Source organism: Curtobacterium sp. VKM Ac-1393 (assembly GCF_015350995.1).
In the GTDB taxonomy this organism is placed as follows: domain Bacteria; phylum Actinomycetota; class Actinomycetes; order Actinomycetales; family Microbacteriaceae; genus Curtobacterium.
Map to the genome: position 1 here is coordinate 608,541 of NZ_JADKRW010000001.1, position 20,078 is coordinate 628,618.

A 20,078-nucleotide genomic window follows, 5' to 3' on the forward strand; every position below is an offset into this window, starting at 1 on the left:
GGGGCTGGGAGCGGGGGCGGGGCGGGCGGGAGCGCGGGCGGGCGGGTCAGAGGTCGACTACTGCGAGGGCGCCCTGCTCGCCGCGGAGCCGCACCTGCACGCTCGCGATGTCGTCGCGCGGGATGTCCGTCGACGCCGACAGCCCCTTCGCGTCCGCGCCGGCGGCCGTCCACGAGCCGACGATCTGCGCGGTGCCGTCGGACCGGACGACGACCAGGTCGTACATGACCGAGCCGTCCGCCGCCCACTCCTTGCCACCGTACGAGCAGCCCCAGTCGAACCGGGTGCCCCACTGTTCGCCGCTGACGGCCAGGTCGACGTCGAGGCCCTGGGCCCCGGTCAGGTCGTAGCGGTCCGCCGCGGCCGATGTCGAGGGGCTCCCCCCGGCCTGCACCGATCCACGGTCCCCCGCGGTGCCGACGGCGAGCCCGCCCAGGACCGCGGCGACCACCGCGAGCCCCGCGGTGGCGGCGACCCAGACCCGGCGACGACGGCGACGGTGTCGAACGCGGTGCGCGACGGAGGCGAGGGTGCTCTCGGAACCGGTGTCGGGCCTCCCGTCCGGCTCGGCGATCTCGATCGCCTGGTCGGCCGGCAGCTTGGCGAGCAGCCCTGGTAGGCCGACCAGCTCGGCGACGGCGGCCGTGCAGCGGTCGCACGACTCCAGGTGCCGCTCGTACTCGAGCCGCTCGTCCGGGCTCAGGGACCCGAGCACGTACGCCGCATCCCACTCTGCGTAGCGGTCGTCGCTCATCGGGTCACTCCTCGTTCCTGCAGTGCGAGCCGCAGGGCTCGCAGCCCGTAGTGCAGCCGCGACTTCGCGGTGCCCTCGGGGACGTCGTGTCGTCGTGCGATCTCCGGCACCGTGTGGCCGAGCCAGTAGGCGTCCACCACCACGCGGCGGTGGTCCGGGGAGAGCGACGCGAGCGCGTCGGCCACGACGATGCGGTCGAGCACGGCGTCGGTGCGGTCCGACTCGGCGCGGTCGACCGGGTGTTCGGTGCCGAGCTCTCGGCGGTTCCGGGCCGACCGGGCGTCGTCGACGACCAGGTTCCGCGCGACCGTGAACAGCCAGGCGCGGGCGCTGTCCGGCGCGCGTTCCAGCACCGCCGGACGCTGCCAGGCGCGGACCATGGTCTCCTGCACGACGTCCTCGACCGCCGAGCCGTCCCGCGTCAGGTGCCGGACGTACCGGGTGAGCGCGTCACCGTGCTCGCGGTAGAGCGTCGCGAGCAGCTCGTCAGCGGAACGACTCGTCACGGTCACTTCTGCAGGTCGAGGGAGAACTCGACGGAGCCCTTCCCGTCCACGGTGACGAAGCCGAGCGAGGGTGCCTTCACGCCGTAGTCGGCGAAGGTGATCGGCACCGAGCCTGCGACCTGCACGGTGCCGCCCTTGCCGACGGCGACCTGCGCGTCGGCCGTGACGGCCTTCGTGACGCCGTGCAGGTCCATCGTGCCGGTCAGGGTGACGTCCTGCGTGCTGCCGTCGAGCGCCTTCGAGACGTCGACGGGCTTGGTGAGCGTGAAGATCGCCGTCGGGAACTTGTCCGTCTCGAGTGCGGTGTCCCGGAAGTAGGCGTCCCGCGCTGACTCGGGGGTGGTGATCTTCGCCACCTGGACCGTGACCGTCGCCTTCGCGAGGGAACCGCCGTCGACCTCGGCGGTGCCCTTGACGTCCTTCGTGCGTCCGACCACGTTCACATCATTCCCCTGCAGGACCTCGTGCACCCGGTAGCCGGCGTACGAACTGCTCTGGCTGGTCCAGGTGCCGTCGGCGCTCGCTGCGTCGAGGCTGGCGGACGACGTCGCCTGCAGCGAGGGGGCTGCGGCGGCCTGCCCGTTGACGGTGTTCGCGTAGATGGACGGGCCGGCGATGACGGCTGCGGCTGCGATGACCACGACGCCGGTGGAGATGCCGATGATGACCTTGGTGCGTGTGCGGAGTCCCATACCCAGACGACGAGGTGGTGAGGTGGATCGTTCAAACGGGTTTCCGTCGGAGGTGCGGGCGCGGGCCGGTCCCGTCGGTCGGTCGGTCAGCGACCGCTGAGGTCGTAGGGGCGCACCGTCGAGTCGACCGTCGTCAGGTACCCACCCCCGGCGAGCGCCGTGGGCAGCGTGATGGTGCGGAGCACGGACGGCGTCTTACCGGCGGTGTCGATCTGGGTGATCTTCCCCTCGTCGCCCCGCGTCACGAATACACTGCGGCCGTCGTCGGTCGCCGCGGAGAACCGCACCGACGCCCCGGTGGCCGGCTGTCCGGCGACCGGGCCGTTCCGCAGCGGCGTGAGCGCGACCGCGGTCGTGCGGCCGTCGTAGACACCGTCGGCCTGCTTCCGCACCAGGACGAGCGAGTCCCCGGTGCCGGACGTCAACGCGACGGCGGCGAACCGAGCGGTCACGGCGACCCGGGTGAAGGAGCCGTCGCCCAGGTCGACGCTGCTGATCTTGCTCGACGACGTGGACGAGGTGGTCAGGAAGGCGGGGACGGCGTTCCACGGGGTGCCGGCCGCCGTGCTCCCGGCCTGGGTACCGACCGCGGTCGTCCCGTCCGGTGCCATGCGAGGCCGGTAGCTCTGCACGCTCGGCTCCGGGTAGGCGACGGACCGGGATCCCGCGAAGCCGGTCCGCGTGACGCGGACGGTCTGCACGCCGGCGGCCAGGTCGGAGCCGATGACGGTCCCGCTCGCGTTGACGATCGGGCCGTGCGGGTAGGCACCGAGGGGCGTGGTCGCGACGGGCCGCGGGTGGGTCGTGCCCCGCATGATCGCGGACACGGAGTAGGCGTCGAGGCGTCCGCCCGCGGTGACGACCAGGCGCAGGGGGTTGCCGACCAGGAAGGTCTCGACCTCTTCGGTGCCGCGCTTGCCCGTCGTCGCGAGCTGCACCGCCGAGGTGTCGATCCGCACGGTGCGCTCGGTGTTCCGTCGCAGGTCGATGACCGTGACCCGCTGGCGTTCGGAGCCGTCGAAGTCGGAGCCGACCGCCAGGTGTCGGTGCGTGGTGTCGGTCGACAGCCAGCCGGCACGCTCCCAGCGGCCGTCACCGTTGGGGATCGCGTAGCGCTGCACGATGCGCGCGGTGCCGCGCGGGCTGATGGCCAGGACGTCCAGCTGCGGCTTCGACTCGTCCACGAACGCGATCCGTCCGTGACCGAGCTGCACGGAGCCGGCGTGCGTGCCGAACTCGATCCCGCTCAGGGTGCCGGTCCGCCGGCCCGTGACGGCGTCGTTGACGTACAGGCGTTCCGCCGCTGGATCAGCCGTGACGAGCCAGATGTGGTGGGCGGTCGGGGTCGCGGCGGGTGCCGCCGAGGCGGGGACGGCGATCGCTGTGGCGGCGAGGGGAAGGATCGCCGTGAGGACGAGGGCGGGGAGGAAACGGGCAGGTCGAGCGGACATGGGGCTCCTGGATCAGGGTCGGATGACGGTCCTCCAAATGATAACCGTTCTCATCTCGACCAGACGATCCGTGCCGTGCGACGCACCGGACTCCCCGCCTTCCACCAACCGTCCGTGCCAGGGTCGAGGCGTGCAGAACTCCACGACAGTCGTCATCGCCGGCTGCGGCGACCTCGGAACCGAGGCCGGCCTGCGGTTCGCCGAACAGGGCCACGAGGTGATCGGCCTCCGCCGCCGCGCCGAGCTGATCCCGGCGCCGATCACCGGACGGAGCGTCGACCTGCGCCACGAGGTCCCCGAGATCCCCGCCGACACCGCCGTGGTCGTCGTGGCCTTCGCCGCCGGCAGCCGCGACGTCGACGAGTACCGCGCCACCTACGTCGACGGCCTGCGGAACGTGCTCGACGGCATCGACGCCTCGGACGCCGATCCCCGCCTGCTCGTGGTGTCCTCGACCGCGGTGTACGACGTCGACGACGGCAGCGCGGTCACCGAGGACACCCCGGCGCACGGCGCGACCCCGACCGCTTCGGTCCTGGTGGAGGCCGAGGTGCTCCTGCGCGAGCGCGCTCCCGGCGCCGTGCTGGTGCGGCTGTCCGGGGTTTACGGTCCGGGCCGTGAACGTCTCATCGACCAGGTCCGCTCCGGTGCCGCACGCCTGGCGCCGGGCACCTCGCCGCACACGAACCGGATCCACCGCGACGACGCCGCCGCGGCGCTCGTGCACCTGGCGACCGTGCCGGACCCGGCGCCGACCTACCTCGGCACCGACGACGAACCGAGCCGGCTTGACGACGTGCTGCGGTTCCTGGCCGCCGAGCTCGACCTGCCCGAACCCGTGACCGGCGACGGCGGTGCCCGGCAGTCCGGTGGTGACAAGCGCTTGTCGAACGCGCTGCTCCGGTCCACCGGCTGGACTCCGCAGTACCCGACCTTCCGCGAGGGCTACCGCGCCGTCCTGGCTGGCGAGGGCACCCGACACCCCTGACCCGTCGAGACACCGGTTCTCCGACAGGACACCACGTGATCACCTGGTGTCCTGTCGCGAAGAGGGTGCGGACGAAAGCGAGCAGCGCGCGCGACCGCTCAGTGCCCGCGGTGGTCCTGGATCGTGATCCGCGGCCCGAACGCCGGCTTCCGGAACCCCGAGCCGCCGATCAGCCGCACGACCCGCTCCCGGTGCCCCCGCCACGGCTCGAGCAGCTCGAGCATCCCGTCGTCGTCGACCGGTCCCCCGGTCAACGCCCACCCGACCAGCGCCGGCACGTGGAAGTCCCCGACGCTCGGCGAATCGGGGTCGCCGTGGGAGCGCTGCGCGGTCTCCGCAGCCGTCCACCTGCCGATGCCCGGGATCGACTGCAGCCGCGCGGACACGACCGCACCGCCACGACCGAGCGTCAGCGTCCGCTCGAGCGCCGGAGCCACCCGCACCGCGCGCATCACCGTCGCCGACCGTCCGGGCTCGATGCCGGCCTTGTGCCACTCCCAGCTCGGGATGCGTGCCCACTCGTCGGCCGTCGGCGGCACCGTCAGACCGTCCGGCGCGGGCCCCGGTGCCCGGGTGCCGTAGCGACGCAACAGGTACCGCCAGGCGCCCCACGCCTGCCGCGAGGTCACCTTCTGCTCCATGATCGCCGGCACGAGCATCGCGACGACGGTGTTCGTGCGGACCAGCCGGAGTCCGGGTTGCCGGTGCCGGGCGGCAGCGAGGAACGCGTGCCCGGAGACGTCGAACCCGTCCCAGTCGTCGCCGCGACCGAGCATCTCCGGCGCGTGCTCGACCGCCCACGGAGCACCGTCGCCCCACGCCGAGACCGCGATGGTGTCGCCCGCCGCCCGGATCGCCACGGAAGCGGGGCCGGTGGGCGTCCGCAGGGCGAGCCACACGACCGACCCGACCACCCTGTAGGCGGGGTCGCCGGAGCCGCGCTGCAGGGGCCGCAGGGTCGACGCGACGTCCACCGGGCCTCCCGGTCGGTACACCGTGTCGACGCGAGCCGCGTCGCCGGACGCACCAGGAGCACCCGACGCGCACGACGCACCGGACGCGTCACCGGACGACGAGGCGGAGGCGAGCAGGGACACACGGGGATGGTAATGCGCAACCACCGTCAGTCATGATGGTCGCAGTCCCCCACGACCCCCACCGCACCACCCGACGACGGAGTTCCCATGCGCATCGGCATCCTCACCTCCGGAGGCGACTGCCCCGGCCTGAACGCGGTCATCCGCGCGATCGTCCTGAAGGGCATCGCGATCCACGGCCACGAGTTCGTCGGGTTCCGCGACGGCTGGCGCGGCGTCGTCGACGGCGACATCGTCCCGCTCGGCCGCAAGGACATCCAGGGCATCGCCAAGCAGGGCGGCACGATCCTCGGCACCAGCCGCACGAACCCCTTCGAGGGCCCGAACGGCGGTGTGGAGAACATCGAGCGCATGCTCGAGCGCCACGGCATCGACGCCATCGTCGCGATCGGTGGCGAGGGCACCCTGGCCGCAGCGAAGCGCCTGACCGATGCGGGGCTGAAGATCGTCGGCGTCCCGAAGACGGTCGACAACGACCTGGGCGCGACCGACTACACCTTCGGTTTCGACACCGCCGTCGCGATCGCGACCGAGGCGATGGACCGCCTGCGCACCACGGGCGAGTCGCACTCCCGCTGCATGGTCGCCGAGGTCATGGGACGGCACGTCGGCTGGATCGCGCTGCACTCCGGCATGGCCGCCGGTGCGCACGCGATCCTGATCCCGGAGCAGAAGACGAGCATGGAGCAGATCGCGAAGTGGGTGCGCGCCGCCTACGACCGTGGTCGTGCACCGCTCGTCGTGGTGGCCGAGGGCTTCGTCCCCGACCACGAGGACAACGCCCACACCGAGCGCGGGCTCGACGCCTTCGGGCGTCCGCGGCTCGGCGGCATCGGCGAGCGCCTCGCGCCGCTGATCGAGGAGATGACGGGCATCGAGACGCGTGCGACGACCCTCGGGCACATCCAGCGCGGTGGGACGCCGACGGCCTACGACCGGGTGCTGTCGACGCGGCTCGGCCTGGCGGCCATCGACTCGGTGGTCGAGGAGCGCTGGGGCCGGATGGTCGCGCTGAAGGGCACGGACATCGTGCACGTCTCGTTCGACGAGGCGCTCGGCGAGCTGAAGACCGTGCCGCAGGCACGCTTCGACGAGGCCGCCATCATGTTCGGATGAGTACTCGTCTGGGCGCTGGCTGGGGGCGTACCTGGCCGTTTCGGGCGTACCTGGTCGTTTCTTTCGACCCGGTACGCCCGGTTCCGCCCGGCATCGTGGCAGGCACAGCCGGGAGGCCCGGGGTAGCGTCCGGCGCATGACCCGCGCCGTCCTCGTCTCCAGTGCAGCCCCGCCCACCGTCGCCGACGTCGACCTGCCCGATCCGACCGAGGGTGAAGTCCTCGTCGACGTCACGTACTCGAGCGTCAACTACAAGGACGGCCTCGCGCTCGCCCGGAACCCCGGCGTCGCCCGTGTCGATCCGCTGGTGCCCGGCATCGACGTCGTCGGGACCGTGTCGGCGCTCGGACCGGGTGTGCACGACGTGGCGATCGGCGACCGCATCGTGCTGAACGGCGCCGGGCTCGGCGAGAACCGACACGGCGGGTGGGCGCAGCACGCCGTCGTGCCGTCCGGTTCGCTCGTGGTCCTGCCGGATGCGATCGAGGACTCGTTCGCGGCGGCGATCGGCACGGCCGGGTTCACGGCGATGTTGAGCGTGCTGGCGCTCGAGCGCTTCGTCGGGCCCGACGACGGGCCGGTGCTCGTGACCGGTGCGTCCGGCGGGGTGGGGACGGTGGCGATCGCCCTGCTCGCCGCGCGGGGGTACGAGGTGACCGCCTCGACGGGGCGGAGCGCCAACGACGCCTCGCTCCGTCGTCTCGGGGCGGCCCACGTCGTCGACCGGAACTCCCTGTCCGAACCCGGCAAGCCGATGCAGCGCGCAGCCTGGGCCGGAGCGGTGGACAGCGTCGGCGGAGCCACCTTGGCGAACGTGCTCGCGGGGATCCGGTGGGGTGGTGCCGTGACGGCGTGCGGACTCGCCCAGGACTCCGCGCTGCCGACGACGGTGCTGCCGTTCATCCTGCGTGCCGTGTCACTGCTCGGCATCAACTCGGTGGACGCCCCGCTCGAGCTCCGGCGTCGGGCGTGGGACCGCTTGGCGACCGATCTCGACCCGGCACTGTTGGCAGGGGTCACGCGGACCGTCACCCCGGAGCAGGCCATCGGGGTCGGGGCCGACGTCGTCGCCGGCACGGTGCACGGTCGGACCGTGGTCGACCTGCGGCGGTGATGTTCTGGGGTTCTGTTATTTTGCAAGCGTCTGCATATTGACACGTTAGGGTTTGGATACCAAACGTCCGTGACACGAGGAGCCCGTGATGCCGGTACCCAAGTCGACCGTGGAGAACTCGCCGCGCAAACTGCTGCGCGACGTCGTGTACGACAAGATGCTCGCAGCACTCCGCGACGGCACGCTCCAGCACGGTGAACGACTGAACGACGACGAGCTGGTCCAGTGGCTCGGAGTCAGTCGCACCCCCATCCGCGAAGCGATCGCGAAGCTCGTCGACATCGGTCTCGTCGAGATGGAGGCGAACCGGTACACCCGCGTCGCCACCCCCACCTTCGACGACTGGGTGACCGCGACCCGCGCGACGGCCGGGTTCTTCGAGCTCAGCCTGCGCTGGGGCGTCCCCGAGTACGACGACACCGACGTCACGGCCCTGCAGAAGCTGCTCGACCGTGCCGACGGACTGCGCAAGGTCCGCGACCTCGGGTTCAGCGGCGCCGTGACCGAGATCATCGAGTTCGCCGTCGCCCACTCCGGCAACCCGCTCGTGCAGGTCGCCGCCGAAGGGGCGCTCGAGCGCGTCCGGTTCACGCTCAACCCCACGCCGGCGTTCGAGCAGTACGGTTCCGAGGCGTTCTTCTCGATCCTCGGCGAGGCCCTCGAGGAGCGCGACGGCGAGACGGCGGCCGAGGCCGGGCGTGCGCTGACGCGGAACTTCGAACAGCACATCGAGTCGGTCCGCGCGACCCGCAGCTGACGGGCCAGGATGGACGGGTGACCGACGTCCTGATCAACGCCACCGGTGTCCGCGTCACGCGGTCCGGGCGCGACCTGCTGCACGACATCGACCTGACCGTCCGGCGCGGCGAGCACTGGGCGCTGCTCGGACCGAACGGTGCCGGCAAGTCGACACTGCTCGCCGTCCTCGGGGCGACCGGGCACCCGACCGCCGGCACGGTCGAGGTGCTCGGTCGACGACTCGGCCGCGTCGACGTAAGGGAGCTCCGCGAGCACATCGGGCACGTCGACCCCCGGCACCGGATGCTCTCCCCGCTCACCGTGCTCGAGACGGTGCTGACCGGGCTCACCGGAACGACCGACCTCATGATGCGGTGGGAGCCCACGACGGCCCAGGTCGAGGCGGCCGAACAACACCTGGCCGACGTCGGACTCACCGCGCGACGGGACGCCCGGTGGCCCGTTCTGTCCCAGGGCGAGCGGGGCCGGACCCTCATCGCCCGCGCGCTGATGTCCGAGCCGCAGTTGCTGCTGCTCGACGAACCGGCGACCGGGCTGGACGTCGCCGCACGCGAACACCTGCTCGAGACGGTCGACGCCCTGCGGCACCGGCATCCCGAACTCGGCAGCGTCATGGTCACGCACCACCTCGAGGACCTGCCGGCGTCGACCTCGCACGCGATGCTGCTGCGCGACGGCGGCGTGGTCGCACAGGGCACCGCGGACGAGGTCATCACGTCGTCGGCGGTGTCGCACGCGTTCGACTTCCCGCTCGCGATCCTGCGGTCCGAGGGGCGCTGGGCCGCGCGCCGTTCCGCCTGAGGCCTGAGCCCGGCCGTCGTGCAGCTCCGCGAGCAGAGCGACCTGCCGATGCAGATCGACTCCGTGACGAGGACGTCGGCCTGCGGTACACCTACGCGTTCGACGGTTCGTCGAAGAAGCTCGACACGACCTTCACCAAGGCCGACTGCTCTTGACCCGCTGGGGCGGGGCGGTGCTGTCCCCTGTCCCACCCTCGTCGGTCCGGTCGGTACGCGGTTGTGCGTGGTGCCGTGTGCACCGTACCTGGTGCGCTGTGCTGGGCTGCGATGTGCACGGCTCTCGCCATGGCGCTGCCCACTGCGCCGACAGGAGACCGGTTTGCCCGCCGGTCGTCGGGTCCGTACCCGCCCCGGTCCGTCTACCGACGCACCGCCCACTGTTCAGTCGACCAGGGTGACCTCCCAGTTGGTGCGCTGCACGACGGCGTCGAGTTCGCGGATCTCCTTCGCCAGGGCGTCGGCACGTGTCCGCAGCTCGGCAGTGGGCAGCGCAGCGAAGGTCCGGAGTTCACTGCGGAGCTGTCGGTAGCCACCGCCGATGCCGGCCGTGGCGTCCGCCGCCCCGGTGACGAGCGAGTGCCGCAGCCGCAGGGCGTCCCGTCGGGCGAGCAGTGCCGTGACCGTCTGCCCGGTCGACACCGTGGTGACGGCGTTCGTCGCGTTGATGCGGGCGAGCAGGACCTCGAGCGCGTCGACAGACCGTTCGGCCTCGGCGAGGAGCTCGCGGGCGTCCTCGTCCGGTTCCTCACCCTCTTGGTAGCGGGCGTTCGCGGCGATGCGCCCGCGCAATTGTTCGATGCGCTTCTGCAGGTCGGCGCGCTCGATGAGGGCCTCGGCGAGTTGCATGCGGCCAGTCAACCAGCCGAGACGCTCGGACGGGCCGCCAGCCGGGTGTGCCGCCGCGGGCCGACCGCCGCCGGCCGGCCGCGGCGGGCGCGGCGGGCGCCTATGCGGTCGCGGCTGCCGCTGCCTTCGCCGCTGCCGGCAGTGCGTCGAGGATCCGTCCGACGGCCCGCTCGTCGTGGGCGGCCGTGACGAACCACGCCTCGAACACGCTCGGCGGCAGGGTGACCCCGGAGTCGAGCATCGCGTGGAAGAACGGCGCGTACCGGAACACGTCCTGCGCTCGGACGTCGTCGTAGTTCCGCGGAGCCGTGTCCGTGAAGGCGAACGAGAACAGGTTGCCGGCGCGCTGGACGGTGTGCGCGACACCCTCGGCCGACAGCGCCTCGGACGTGGCCGCGGAGATCACCGAAGCGGTGCGGTTCAACGACTCGTACACCGACGGCGTCGCGGCCCGGAGCGTGGCGATGCCCGCTGCGACCGCCAGCGGATTGCCGGACAGCGTGCCCGCCTGGTAGACGGGTCCGAGGGGCGCGAGGAAGTCCATCACCTCGCGCCGGCCACCGAGCGCGGCGAGGGGCATGCCGCCACCGATGACCTTGCCGAACGTGATCAGGTCGGGCTTCCACCCGGCGCCGTCGGGGACGACCTTCGACGCCTCGAGGCCCCACCAGCCGGCCGGACCGACGCGGAACCCGGTCAGGACCTCGTCGACGATGAGCAGTGCGCCGTGCGCCTGCACGATCTGCGCGAGGGCCCGGTTGAACCCGCGCTCGGGGGCGAGCACACCCATGTTCGCCGCGGCGGCCTCGACGATGACCCCGGCGATGCGCTCGGAGTGCTCGTCGAACACGCGGCGCACCGCGTCCAGGTCGTTGTACGGCAGCACCAGGGTCTGCGCGGCGGTCTCGGCGGTGATGCCCGCGCTGCCCGGCAGTGCCAGCGTCGCGACCCCTGAGCCGGCCTCGGCGAGCAGGGAGTCGGAGTGCCCGTGGTAGTGCCCGGCGAACTTCACGAGCAGGTCGCGGCCGGTGTACCCGCGGGCCAGCCGGATCGCCGTCATCGTCGCTTCGGTGCCGGTGGACACCATGCGGAGCTTCTCGATGGGGCCGTCGCCGTCGACCGACACCCGCTGCTTCACGAGCTCGGCCAGTTCGGTCTCACCCGGTGTCGAGGCACCGAAGGACAGCCCGCGCGCAGCGGCCTGCTGCACGGCCTCGACCGTGCCGGGGTGCGCGTGCCCGAGGATCGCCGGACCCCACGACGCGACGAGGTCGACGTACTCGCGGCCTTCGGCGTCGGTGACGTACGCGCCCTTCGCGGACACCAGGAAGCGCGGGGTGCCGCCGACGGAGCCGTAGGCGCGGACGGGCGAGTTCACCCCGCCGGGGATCGCGTTCTTGGCACGGCCGAAGAGCTGGTCGTTCGTGGTCATTCGGGGGCCTTCCCGGTCGAGGCGATGCCGGCGACTGCGGCGGTGGTGCCGGAGGTGCGGAGGCCGGCTTCCTCGTTCAGCTTCCGCGCGATGTCGACGGCGAAGTAGGTCAGGATAGCGTCGGCGCCGGCACGCTTGATGCCGACGAGCGACTCCATCGCTGCGGCGTCGCGGTCGATCCAGCCGTTCTGCGCTGCTGCCGTGATCATCGCGTACTCGCCGGAGATCTGGTACGCCCAGACCGGCACGGGCGAGGTGGCCGCGGTCTCGGCGAGCACGTCGAGGTAGCTCATCGCGGGCTTCACCATCACGATGTCCGCACCCTCGTCGACGTCGAGCGCGACCTCGCGCAGCCCCTGCCGACCGTTGGCGGCGTCGATCTGGTAGGTCCGGCGGTCCCCGACGAGCGACGAGGACACGGCCTCGCGGAAGGGCCCGTAGAAGGCGGAGGCGTACTTGGCCGCGTAGGCCAGCAGCGCGGTGCCGGTGTGGCCGGCGACGTCGAGGGCGTCGCGCGCCGCGGCGATCTGGCCGTCCATCATGCCGCTCAGGCACACCAGCTCGGCGCCGGCCTCGGCCTGGGCGACCGCCATGTCGCGGTAGCGCAGCAGGGTGGCGTCGTTGTCGACCGTACCGTCGGCCGCCAGGACCCCGCAGTGCCCGTGGTCGGTGAACTCGTCGAGGCAGAGGTCGGACTGCACGACCAGCGCGTCGCCGACCTCTTCCTTCGCCACGCGGATCGCCACGTTGAGGATGCCGTCGGGGTCGGTCGCCCCGGATCCGGTCGCGTCCTTCGTGGTCGGCACACCGAACAGGTTCACGCCGCCGACCCCGACCTCCGCAGCCGACACCAGCGCACGGCGGAACGAGTCGAGCGAGTGCTGCTGCACGCCGGGCATGCTCGAGATGTCGACGGCGTCGGTCGCGCCTTCGCGGATGAACATCGGCAGCACGAGCTCGGCGGGGTGCAGCCGGGTCTCGGCGACGAGCCGTCGCATCGCGGGGGTGGCGCGGAGTCGACGGGGGCGGACCTGGGGGAAACGGCCGGTCACGGGTGGCCTTCCTGTTCGGGGACGGTGGGGTTCAGGGCTTCGACGACGGCGTCGAGCAGGGCTTCTGCGGACCGGGTGGGTCCGACGACGTGGACCGGCAGTCCGGCTGCGCGCGCGTCGGCGGCGGTTCCGGGGCCGATGCAGGCCACGAGGGTGCGGGGGTCGAGCGGGGTCATCCGCCGGGCGATCTCGCGGGCGACGCTACCGCTCGTCACGAGCACCGCATCGGGCACCGCGTCGAGGGTGATCGGCTCGTCGCCGGTCCCCACGGTACGGTACGCGACCACGTCGTCCACGTCGATGCCGCGGGCGCGCAGGCCGTCGACGAGCGTGGGCGCAGCGATCTCGGAGCGGGGGAAGAGCACGGTGCCGTCGGTGTCCGGCAGCGCCTCGACGAGCGCGGCGGCCGAGGCCTCCTCCGGCACGAGGTCGACGACCCAGCCCGCAGCACGCGCAGCACGTGCGGTCGGCTCGCCGACCGCCGCCACCTGCACACCGGACGGGAGGCCCGCCACGCGTTCTGCGAGCACCGTGACGGCGGTCGCACTGGTCACCACCACCCACGCGTACCCGGCGAGCGGGGTCCGGTCACCGTCCGCGGGTGCACGCTCGCCGTCCAGGTGCGAAGACTCGCCGTCGGTGCGCCGTCGAGGTTCCGAACCGCCTCGGTGGAGCCCGTCGAGATGCCGAGATTTCGGAACCTCGGGCGGGCGGGCGACCGGGTGGGCGGGGAGGTCGGCGACGGGGCGGGCGGCCAGGCGCGCGACGGCACGGTCGATCGGACCGCCGTCCAGCGGCGGCTCGGAACCGATCAGGGGGACGACCCGCGGGTCGAGCCCGCGCTGCCGAGCCGCCGTCGCGACGCGCTCGCCCCACGCGCCACCCCGGGGGATGACGACGACGGGAGCGTGCGTGTCCGTGACGGGCTCTACTTCACCGAGTCGGCGAGGTCTGCGAGGTCGCCGGCGCCGTTCTCGAGCAGCTCGGCGGCGACGCGGCCACCGACCTCGAGCGCCTCGGCCAGACGGTCCTGCGCCGAGCCCTCGAGCACGGCGGCGTGCGACGCGGTGCGGTACTCGCTGCCGTCCGGGCTGTACACGGTCGCGGAGACGAGCAGGAGCTCGGCGTCCACGACCGCGGTCGCACCGATCGGGGCGGAGCATCCGGCCTCGAGCTTCGCCAGGATCTCGCGCTCGGCCGTCACCGTCAGGCGGGTCGGCGCGTGCTCGATCTTGCGGAGCGCGGCCAGCAGGTTCGTGTCGGGTTCACCGGCACGGGTCTCGATCGCCAGCGCGCCCTGTCCCGGTGCACTCGGCCAGAAGCCGAGGTCGAGCAGTTCGGTGGCGGCCGACAGACGGTCGATGCGGGTCAGGCCGGCGGCGGCGAGCACGACGGCGTCGAGGTCGTCGTCCACCCGACCGAGGCGGGTGTCGATGTTGCCGCGGATGTCGACGACGTCGAGGTCCGGACGCTTGGCCTTGAGCTGCGCGACGCGACGCGGCGAACCGGTGCCGACCTTCGCGCCCTCGGGCAGGGTCTCGACGGTGGCGCCGTTCCGGGCGACCAGGACGTCGCGGGCGTCCTCGCGCTTCGGCACCGCGGCGATCGTCAGGCCCGGGTACGGTGCGGTCGGCAGGTCCTTGAGCGAGTGCACCAGGACGTCGACCTCGCCGGCGACCAGGGCCTCGCGCAGGGCGCTGGCGAACACGCCGGTACCGCCGAGCGAGGCGAGCGAGGCACGGTTCGTGTCGCCCTCGCTCGTCACCGTGACGAGCTCGACGGGGCGACCGGACGCCGCCGCCAGGCGGTCGGCGACGTCCTGCGACTGCGCGACCGCGAGGCGGCTGGCACGGGTGCCGAGCCGGATCGGGGCCGGACCGTCGGTCGGGGCGGTGGCGCTGGGGTCGTTCGCCGTCGTGTCGGTCACGGAGCGACGCCGGCCGCTGCGGGCTTGAAGCCGGCGCGGACGTTCTCGCAGCAGCCCGGACGGCACACGTCGTACCAGGGGCCGATGTCGGTCAGGTGCGGACGCTCGGCCTTCGGGGTGCCGTTGACCCGCTCGAGCACCAGGTCAACCAGCCCGGACACGTACGCCGGGTCGACGCCGGGGGTCTGCGTGCGCAGCGACCAGAAGCCGAGTTCGCCGGCGGTCTCGGTGGCTTCTTCGTCGAGGTCCCACATGACCTCCATGTGGTCGCTCACGAAGCCGAGCGGGACGATCAGCACGGCACGGGTCGGGCCGCCCTTGAGGTCCTCGTTCATGTAGTCGTTGATGTCGGGCTCGAGCCACGGCTGCGTCGGGGGACCCGAGCGCGACTGGTACACGAGCTTCCACGGCGGCGTGCTCGTGCCACGGAGGGATTCGTGCTCCGGCTGCTCGAGCAGCTCGGCCCACGCCTGGTCGAGGACGACCTGCGCGACGGCGAGGTGCTGCGCCTCGTAGGCGCCGTGCTCGTCGAAGCCGCGGTAGTCCGGGCCGGACTTGGCGGCGTCGGTCGACGGGATCGAGTGCGTCGAGAAGAGCACGTGCAGCTCCGTCGCGACGTCAAGTCCGTCGTTCTCGGCGATGGCCTTCGCGATGCCGTCACGGACGCCGTCGACGAACGGGCGGACGAATCCGGGGTGGTCGAAGAACTGGCGGACCTTGTCGATCTGGATGGTGTCGATCAGCCCGGTCTCGGTGAGCACGCGGGCGTAGTCCTCGCGGTACTGCCGGCAGCTCGAGAACGACGAGTACGCGCTCGTGGCGATCGCGACGAGCTTGTTGTAGCCCTTGTCGGCCGCCTCGGTGAACGCCTCTTCGAGGTAGGGCGCCCAGTTGCGGTTGCCCCAGAGGACCGGCATGTCGATGCCGCGGGACGCGAGCTCGGCCTCGAGCGCGGCCTTCAGCGCACGGTTCTGCGCGTTGATCGGGCTCACGCCGCCGAAGTGGCGGTAGTGGTGCGCGACCTCTTCCAGACGCTCGTCCGGGATCCCGCGGCCACGCGTGACGTTCCGCAGGAAGGGGATGACGTCGTCCTGGCCCTCGGGGCCACCGAAGCCCGCGAGCAGGATCGCGTCGTACGCGGTCGGGACCTCGACGTGCTCGGGACCGGACGCAGCCGCGGGGGTGGCGGCGAGGACCTGGCCGTTCGTGATCATGCTGGTGTCGGTCATGACAGCACCTCCGGGAGTTCGGCGGTCGTCACGCGACGACCGGTGAAGAAGGGGACCTCTTCGCGCACGTGCAGACGGGCCTCGGTGGCCCGGAGGTCGCGCATGAGGTCGACGAGGTCGACGAGCTCGGGGCTCTCGAGCGGCAGGATCCACTCGTAGTCGCTCAGGGCGAAGGTCGCGATGGTGTTCGTGAGGACGCGACGGTACTTCGCGCCGGCGATCCCGTGGTCGCGGAGCATCTTCGAGCGCTCGTCCTCGGGCAGCAGGTACCATTCGAAGGAACGGACGAACGGGTACACCGTGATCCACGCCTCGGGGTCCTTGCCGCGCAGGAAGGCGGGGGTGTGCCGCTTGTTGAACTCGGCTTCGCGGTGCATGGCCATGACGTGCCAGACCGGCTCGGTGTCCTGGAACAGCCCGGTGCGACGGATCTCACGCAGCACGGCCTGGATGACCTGTGCGTCGTCGCCGTGCAGCCAGATCATGACGTCGGCGTCGGCGCGGAAGCCGGAGACGTCGTAGAAGCCACGGATCGTCACGCCGCGCTCGGCAGCGGCGGCGATCACCGTGTCCAGCTCGGCCACGGCGTCGTCACCGACACGGTGGACGGGACCGAGCGGCCGGCGGAAGACGGCCCAGAGGGCGTACGCCGTCATCAGGTTGGGATCGATCCCGGTCGCGGGGTCGGTCTCGTGCGGGGATTGCGCGGGCGCGGTGTTCGTGGGCGCGTCGGAACTCATGGATCCTTGTCCTATCGGTTGCCAGGGTCGTGGCCGCCCCGCATCCGGTGGACCGCGCTCGGGCGGTCTACCGCCGTCGGAGCACCATCACGACGATACCCCCGACCACCGCTACTCCGGCTGCGAGCCCGGCCAGGTACGGGACCGGCTTCTCGTCGATCCCACGCTTGACCTTCGACGCGGCGATGCCGATCTGCTTCGGGACGTTGAGCTTGTCCTCGATCGCGTCGAGGGTGTCGAACAGCTGGGCGCGGGTCGCGGCGACGCGGTCTGCGAGATCGTCGTGCGGATCGGTCACGGTTCCTCCGTCGGTGGGGCGGGTGTCGGGGCTCAGAACCGGCCGCCGACGTCCGGCTTGCGGCTGCCGTACTGGCTCGGCGGGGTGGGCTTCTTGCCCATCCCCTTCACCGCGTTGATGTCGTTCTTGACGCTGGCGATCGTGCGCTTCGGCGTGATCGGCAGGCCCTTCTGCAGGCGCTTCCAGCCGACCCACCCGAGGATGGCGGCGACGATCAGCATCACCACGGCGATCACGATCGCTGCGAGCCAGGCCGGCATCACGGTGGCCAGGCCCATCACGGCGGCGGTCAGCAGCACGCCGATCGCGTAGAGCACGATGACGAGCGCGCCGACGAGCAGCCCCGCGGCCAGTCCGAAGATCTTGGCCTTCGTGAGCATCTCGGCCTTGAGCAGGTCGAGCTCGCCCTTGACCAGGCCCTTGACGAGCTTCGGGACGTCGCCCACCAGACCGAACAGCGAACGCGACTTGCGGTCGCGGGTGTCGGTCATGAGGTGGTGGTGTCCTTCTTCTGGCCGACCTTGCGGACGGCCTTCTTCGTGGTCTCACCGATGAACTCGGCGACGTCCGGGGTCTTGTCGGCGATGAAGTCCTCGGCGACGTGCACGCCCTTCTGGACGCCGTTGCTGTTCCAGACCTTGCCGCTGACGGTCTTGATCTGCTCGTACCGCGCCCGTCCGGCTCGCGATCCCAGGACGTACCCGAGTGCGGCGCCGGCGACGAACAGGAGCTTTCCGCGCATGTGCGATTCCTCCGTTGGTTCAGTGTGCGGTGGTCATGCGCCGAACGGAATACGTCCGACGGTCTCACCAACAGTAGCCCCCGGCCGCTCCGTGGTCCGCTCAGGAATGCAGGATCTGTCCAGCAGTCTTCCGCGCCGCGGCGATGATGCCGGCCAGGCCGCGTCCGCTGGTGGCCTCGCCGATGCCGGCGACCCCCTCCGCCAGCCCTGGTGCGGTGAGGTCCGGCCCGTACCACCCGACGCGCGCGGCACCGCTGACGCGGTCGGCCGCGATCGGTACGCCGAGCAACGTGGACGCGTCCTGCAGGGCGCGGCTGCCGACGGAGTCGGCCGGGTCGACCGGGAGGCTCGTGGCGGCGCCCGCCGGGTCGGTCGCGGTGGTCGCGTAGCTGAGCCGCAGGACGTGGCGTCCGCCCGCCACGTCGGCCAGCCAGGGCCACTTCACCGTCGCGTGCGTGAGCGCCTTCGCCGACACGGCCTGCGCGTCCGGGTGCACGAGCATCCCGGTCCCGCGAGGGGCTGCGTCGAGCTCGGGCTGGTCGACGACGAGCGTGACGAGTTCGATGCCCGTCCGGTCCGGCGCCGTGGTGCGCTCGGGGTCCGGTACCGAGGACAGCGTGTGCTGCGCCGGCAGACGGTCGACCGTGCCGTCGGCCGAGACGACATCGACCGCGTGCGCCTCGATCCTGGTCGCCCGGGTGTGGAGCCGGACGTCGACGCGGTAGGTCTCCATGTCGGCGACGAGTTCGTCCACGAGTCGGGCGATCCCGCCACGGATGCCCTGCACCGGGGTGCCGGCGGCCGCCCGAGCCCGGAGCGCCAGGACGGCACGGGCGAGCGAGCCCTCGCGGAGCAGCGCCGCACGGAGGCCGGGCGCGACGCGTTCGGGGTCGAGGTGGTCCGGGTGGGTGGAGTGCACCCCGCCGGCGATCGGGACGACCAGGTCGTCGAGGACCCGCTCCCCCATCCGCCGCCGGACGAGTTCGCCCAGGGACTCCGCCTTCGCGCCGACCGGTCCGGGCAGCAGCGAGTCCATCTGCGCGCGGAGCCCGCCCTTCTGCCCGACGACGGCGAGCACGTCGGCGGCCATCGGGGTGCTCGGGATGCCGAGGAGCCCGGTCGCCGGGATCGGTGCGGTCCGACCGTCGCGGGTCATCAGCCAGGCGCCGCGCGGGTCCGGGGCCACGACGTCGTTGCCGAGGCCGAGCTCGATCGCGAGACTGCCGACGGCGTCCGTGCGGGTCGCGAACGAGTCCGCCGCCATGTCCAGGTCGATGCCGCCCACGGTGTGCCGGCGGATCATGCCGCCCAGGACGCCGGACGCCTCGACGAGCACCACGTTCGCGCCGCCCTTCGCCAGGTCGCGGGCGGTGACGAGTCCGGCGATCCCGCCGCCGACCACGACGACGTCGGTCACGCGGCTGCCCCGTCCGTCCCGTCGCCGAGGGAGTGTACGAGCTCGACCACGCGCGTCAGGACGGCCGGGTCGGTCTCCGGCGGGACACCGTGCCCGAGGTTCACGACGTGGGCGCGTGCCACACCACCGCCGCGGACGACGTCGCGCACGTGGGACTCGAGGACCTCCCACGGGGCCGCGAGCATCGCCGGGTCGATGTTGCCCTGCACGCTCACGCCGGTGCCGACGCGGCGCACGGCCTCGTCGAGCGGGAGCCGCCAGTCCACCCCGACCGCGTCGACGCCGACCGTGTCGGTGCCGAGCGTGGTCATGTCGGACAGGACCTCGCCGCTGCCGACGCCGAAGTGGATGCGCGGCACGCCCAGGTCGGCGACGTGCGACAGCGCCTGCGCCGAGTGCGGTGCGACGCGTCGGACGTAGTCGGCGCGCGACAGGGACCCGACCCACGAGTCGAAGAGCTGCGCGGCCGAGGCCCCCGCGAGCACCTGGGCCCGGAGGAACGCCCCTGACACCTCGGCCGCCCAGGCCAGCAGCCGCGACCAGGTCTCCGGCTCGGCGTGCATGAGCGTGCGGGCCCGGATGTGGTCCTTCGACGGGCCGCCCTCGACCAGGTAGGCCGCGAGCGTGAAGGGCGCACCTGCGAATCCGATCAGCGGGGTGTCGCCGAGCTGCTCGACCGTGCGGGCGACCGCCTGCCGGATCGGTTCGAGTGCCGCCGGGTCGAGCGGCTCGAGCGCGTCGACGTCGGCCGCGGTGCGGATCGGCGACCCGAGCACGGGGCCACGACCGGGGACGATCTCGACGTCCACGCCCGCGAGCTTGATCGGCACGACGATGTCGCTGAAGAAGATGCCGGCGTCGACCCCGTGCCGACGGACGGGCTGCAGGGTGATCTCCGACGCCATCTCCGGGTCGAGGCAGGCGTCGAGCATGGCTGTGCCGATCCGCAGTTCGCGGTACTCCGGCAACGACCTGCCGGCCTGCCGCATGAACCACACCGGCAACGTCTCCGGACGGTCACCCCGCAGGGCCCGTACCAGGCGGGAACCACTCGTCCGCCCTGATGCCAGGGGGTGGGAGTCGGGGAGTGATGTGGTCGTCGCTTCGGTCACCGGATG

General features: G+C 72.2%; 22 protein-coding genes. 5 read left to right on the forward strand and 17 right to left on the reverse strand.

The annotated features are described in order from the left end of the window. Positions 1-46 precede the first annotated feature (46 nt). The 4 genes from ITJ59_RS02900 to ITJ59_RS02915 form a co-directional block, all read right to left on the reverse strand. Positions 47-754: a zf-HC2 domain-containing protein gene (locus ITJ59_RS02900; protein ID WP_194649621.1), complete on the reverse strand. Its 708-nt coding sequence runs from the start codon at positions 752-754 to the stop codon at positions 47-49. Next, positions 751-1,266: a sigma-70 family RNA polymerase sigma factor gene (locus ITJ59_RS02905; RefSeq protein WP_194649622.1), complete on the reverse strand. Its 516-nt coding sequence runs from the start codon at positions 1,264-1,266 to the stop codon at positions 751-753. Before ITJ59_RS02905 ends, ITJ59_RS02900 begins: the two co-directional genes overlap by 4 nt. Next, the gene (locus tag ITJ59_RS02910; RefSeq protein WP_194649623.1) at positions 1,263-1,952 is read right to left on the reverse strand and encodes a YceI family protein; all 690 of its coding nucleotides are present in this window, start codon (positions 1,950-1,952) and stop codon (positions 1,263-1,265) included. The genes ITJ59_RS02905 and ITJ59_RS02910 overlap by 4 nt, the downstream gene beginning before the upstream one ends. 86 nt (positions 1,953-2,038) lie before the next feature. Continuing rightward, positions 2,039-3,403, reverse strand: a complete 1,365-nt coding sequence (locus ITJ59_RS02915; protein ID WP_194649624.1) for a hypothetical protein — start codon at positions 3,401-3,403, stop codon at positions 2,039-2,041. A 130-nt stretch (positions 3,404-3,533) separates the two neighbouring features. On the opposite strand from ITJ59_RS02915, the gene ITJ59_RS02920 reads away from it, so the two are divergent. Further along, complete coding sequence (locus ITJ59_RS02920) at positions 3,534-4,391, forward strand: NAD-dependent epimerase/dehydratase family protein (RefSeq protein ID WP_194649625.1); 858 nt, start codon at positions 3,534-3,536, stop codon at positions 4,389-4,391. A gap of 98 nt (positions 4,392-4,489) precedes the next feature. Here the strand turns inward: ITJ59_RS02920 and ITJ59_RS02925 are convergent, their stop codons facing one another. Further along, positions 4,490-5,488 carry a DNA-3-methyladenine glycosylase family protein gene (locus ITJ59_RS02925; protein WP_194649626.1) on the reverse strand — a complete coding sequence of 333 codons (999 nt, stop codon included), beginning with the start codon at positions 5,486-5,488 and terminating at the stop codon, positions 4,490-4,492. Positions 5,489-5,575: 87 nt separating this feature from the next. Between ITJ59_RS02925 and ITJ59_RS02930 the strand changes: the two genes are divergently transcribed. The 4 genes from ITJ59_RS02930 to ITJ59_RS02945 all read left to right on the forward strand — a co-directional run bounded on the left by ITJ59_RS02930 (position 5,576) and on the right by ITJ59_RS02945 (position 9,278). After that, positions 5,576-6,604: a 6-phosphofructokinase gene (locus ITJ59_RS02930; RefSeq protein WP_123311084.1), complete on the forward strand. Its 1,029-nt coding sequence runs from the start codon at positions 5,576-5,578 to the stop codon at positions 6,602-6,604. Positions 6,605-6,740: 136 nt separating this feature from the next. Then, the gene (locus tag ITJ59_RS02935; protein WP_194649627.1) at positions 6,741-7,718 is read left to right on the forward strand and encodes an MDR family oxidoreductase; all 978 of its coding nucleotides are present in this window, start codon (positions 6,741-6,743) and stop codon (positions 7,716-7,718) included. Positions 7,719-7,806: 88 nt separating this feature from the next. Further along, positions 7,807-8,475, forward strand: coding sequence for a GntR family transcriptional regulator (locus ITJ59_RS02940; protein ID WP_194649628.1), 669 nt, complete (start codon positions 7,807-7,809; stop codon positions 8,473-8,475). A 17-nt stretch (positions 8,476-8,492) separates the two neighbouring features. Beyond that, a complete protein-coding gene (locus ITJ59_RS02945; RefSeq protein ID WP_194649629.1) occupies positions 8,493-9,278 on the forward strand; it encodes an ABC transporter ATP-binding protein in 786 nt (261 codons plus the stop codon). Between the two features lie 380 nt (positions 9,279-9,658). Here ITJ59_RS02945 and ITJ59_RS02950 read toward each other — a convergent pair whose 3' ends face one another. From ITJ59_RS02950 to hemE, 12 genes are all read right to left on the reverse strand, one after another. Beyond that, positions 9,659-10,123 carry a DIP1984 family protein gene (locus ITJ59_RS02950; protein WP_194649630.1) on the reverse strand — a complete coding sequence of 155 codons (465 nt, stop codon included), beginning with the start codon at positions 10,121-10,123 and terminating at the stop codon, positions 9,659-9,661. A 100-nt stretch (positions 10,124-10,223) separates the two neighbouring features. Beyond that, a complete protein-coding gene (hemL, locus tag ITJ59_RS02955) occupies positions 10,224-11,555 on the reverse strand; it encodes a glutamate-1-semialdehyde 2,1-aminomutase (RefSeq protein WP_194649631.1) in 1,332 nt (443 codons plus the stop codon). Beyond that, positions 11,552-12,607: a porphobilinogen synthase gene (hemB, locus tag ITJ59_RS02960; protein ID WP_323749381.1), complete on the reverse strand. Its 1,056-nt coding sequence runs from the start codon at positions 12,605-12,607 to the stop codon at positions 11,552-11,554. The genes hemL and hemB overlap by 4 nt, the downstream gene beginning before the upstream one ends. Beyond that, a complete protein-coding gene (locus tag ITJ59_RS02965) occupies positions 12,604-13,500 on the reverse strand; it encodes a uroporphyrinogen-III synthase (RefSeq protein ID WP_323749390.1) in 897 nt (298 codons plus the stop codon). Before ITJ59_RS02965 ends, hemB begins: the two co-directional genes overlap by 4 nt. Positions 13,501-13,535: 35 nt before the next feature. Continuing rightward, entirely contained in the window at positions 13,536-14,534 is a 999-nt protein-coding gene (gene hemC / locus ITJ59_RS02970; protein WP_194649633.1) for a hydroxymethylbilane synthase, read from the reverse strand. Beyond that, positions 14,531-15,763: a ferrochelatase gene (locus ITJ59_RS02975; protein WP_194649634.1), complete on the reverse strand. Its 1,233-nt coding sequence runs from the start codon at positions 15,761-15,763 to the stop codon at positions 14,531-14,533. Before ITJ59_RS02975 ends, hemC begins: the two co-directional genes overlap by 4 nt. Beyond that, a complete protein-coding gene (gene hemQ, locus ITJ59_RS02980; protein ID WP_194649635.1) occupies positions 15,760-16,503 on the reverse strand; it encodes a hydrogen peroxide-dependent heme synthase in 744 nt (247 codons plus the stop codon). Before hemQ ends, ITJ59_RS02975 begins: the two co-directional genes overlap by 4 nt. Before the next feature lie 67 nt (positions 16,504-16,570). After that, positions 16,571-16,801, reverse strand: coding sequence for a DUF3618 domain-containing protein (locus tag ITJ59_RS02985; RefSeq protein WP_111083767.1), 231 nt, complete (start codon positions 16,799-16,801; stop codon positions 16,571-16,573). Positions 16,802-16,833: 32 nt separating this feature from the next. After that, on the reverse strand, positions 16,834-17,292 hold the full coding sequence (locus ITJ59_RS02990) for a phage holin family protein (RefSeq protein WP_194649636.1): 459 nt from the start codon (positions 17,290-17,292) through the stop codon (positions 16,834-16,836). Next, entirely contained in the window at positions 17,289-17,543 is a 255-nt protein-coding gene (locus ITJ59_RS02995; protein WP_017887727.1) for a hypothetical protein, read from the reverse strand. The genes ITJ59_RS02990 and ITJ59_RS02995 overlap by 4 nt, the downstream gene beginning before the upstream one ends. A gap of 100 nt (positions 17,544-17,643) precedes the next feature. Then, entirely contained in the window at positions 17,644-18,960 is a 1,317-nt protein-coding gene (locus ITJ59_RS03000) for a protoporphyrinogen/coproporphyrinogen oxidase (RefSeq protein WP_194649637.1), read from the reverse strand. Continuing rightward, a complete protein-coding gene (gene hemE, locus ITJ59_RS03005) occupies positions 18,957-20,072 on the reverse strand; it encodes a uroporphyrinogen decarboxylase (RefSeq protein ID WP_194649638.1) in 1,116 nt (371 codons plus the stop codon). The genes ITJ59_RS03000 and hemE overlap by 4 nt, the downstream gene beginning before the upstream one ends. Positions 20,073-20,078 lie beyond the last annotated feature (6 nt).

Coding starts and splice junctions, on each gene's coding strand:
- ITJ59_RS02910 (WP_194649623.1), bottom strand. CDS start 1,952: ATGGGACTCCGCACACGCACCAAGGTCATCATCGGCATCTCCACCGGC.
- ITJ59_RS02915 (WP_194649624.1), bottom strand. CDS start 3,403: ATGTCCGCTCGACCTGCCCGTTTCCTCCCCGCCCTCGTCCTCACGGCG.
- hemL (WP_194649631.1), bottom strand. CDS start 11,555: ATGACCACGAACGACCAGCTCTTCGGCCGTGCCAAGAACGCGATCCCC.
- hemQ (WP_194649635.1), bottom strand. CDS start 16,503: ATGAGTTCCGACGCGCCCACGAACACCGCGCCCGCGCAATCCCCGCAC.
- ITJ59_RS02900 (WP_194649621.1), bottom strand. CDS start 754: ATGAGCGACGACCGCTACGCAGAGTGGGATGCGGCGTACGTGCTCGGG.
- ITJ59_RS02935 (WP_194649627.1), top strand. CDS start 6,741: ATGACCCGCGCCGTCCTCGTCTCCAGTGCAGCCCCGCCCACCGTCGCC.
- ITJ59_RS02940 (WP_194649628.1), top strand. CDS start 7,807: ATGCCGGTACCCAAGTCGACCGTGGAGAACTCGCCGCGCAAACTGCTG.
- ITJ59_RS02950 (WP_194649630.1), bottom strand. CDS start 10,123: ATGCAACTCGCCGAGGCCCTCATCGAGCGCGCCGACCTGCAGAAGCGC.
- ITJ59_RS02930 (WP_123311084.1), top strand. CDS start 5,576: ATGCGCATCGGCATCCTCACCTCCGGAGGCGACTGCCCCGGCCTGAAC.
- ITJ59_RS02975 (WP_194649634.1), bottom strand. CDS start 15,763: ATGACCGACACCAGCATGATCACGAACGGCCAGGTCCTCGCCGCCACC.
- ITJ59_RS02995 (WP_017887727.1), bottom strand. CDS start 17,543: ATGCGCGGAAAGCTCCTGTTCGTCGCCGGCGCCGCACTCGGGTACGTC.
- ITJ59_RS02990 (WP_194649636.1), bottom strand. CDS start 17,292: ATGACCGACACCCGCGACCGCAAGTCGCGTTCGCTGTTCGGTCTGGTG.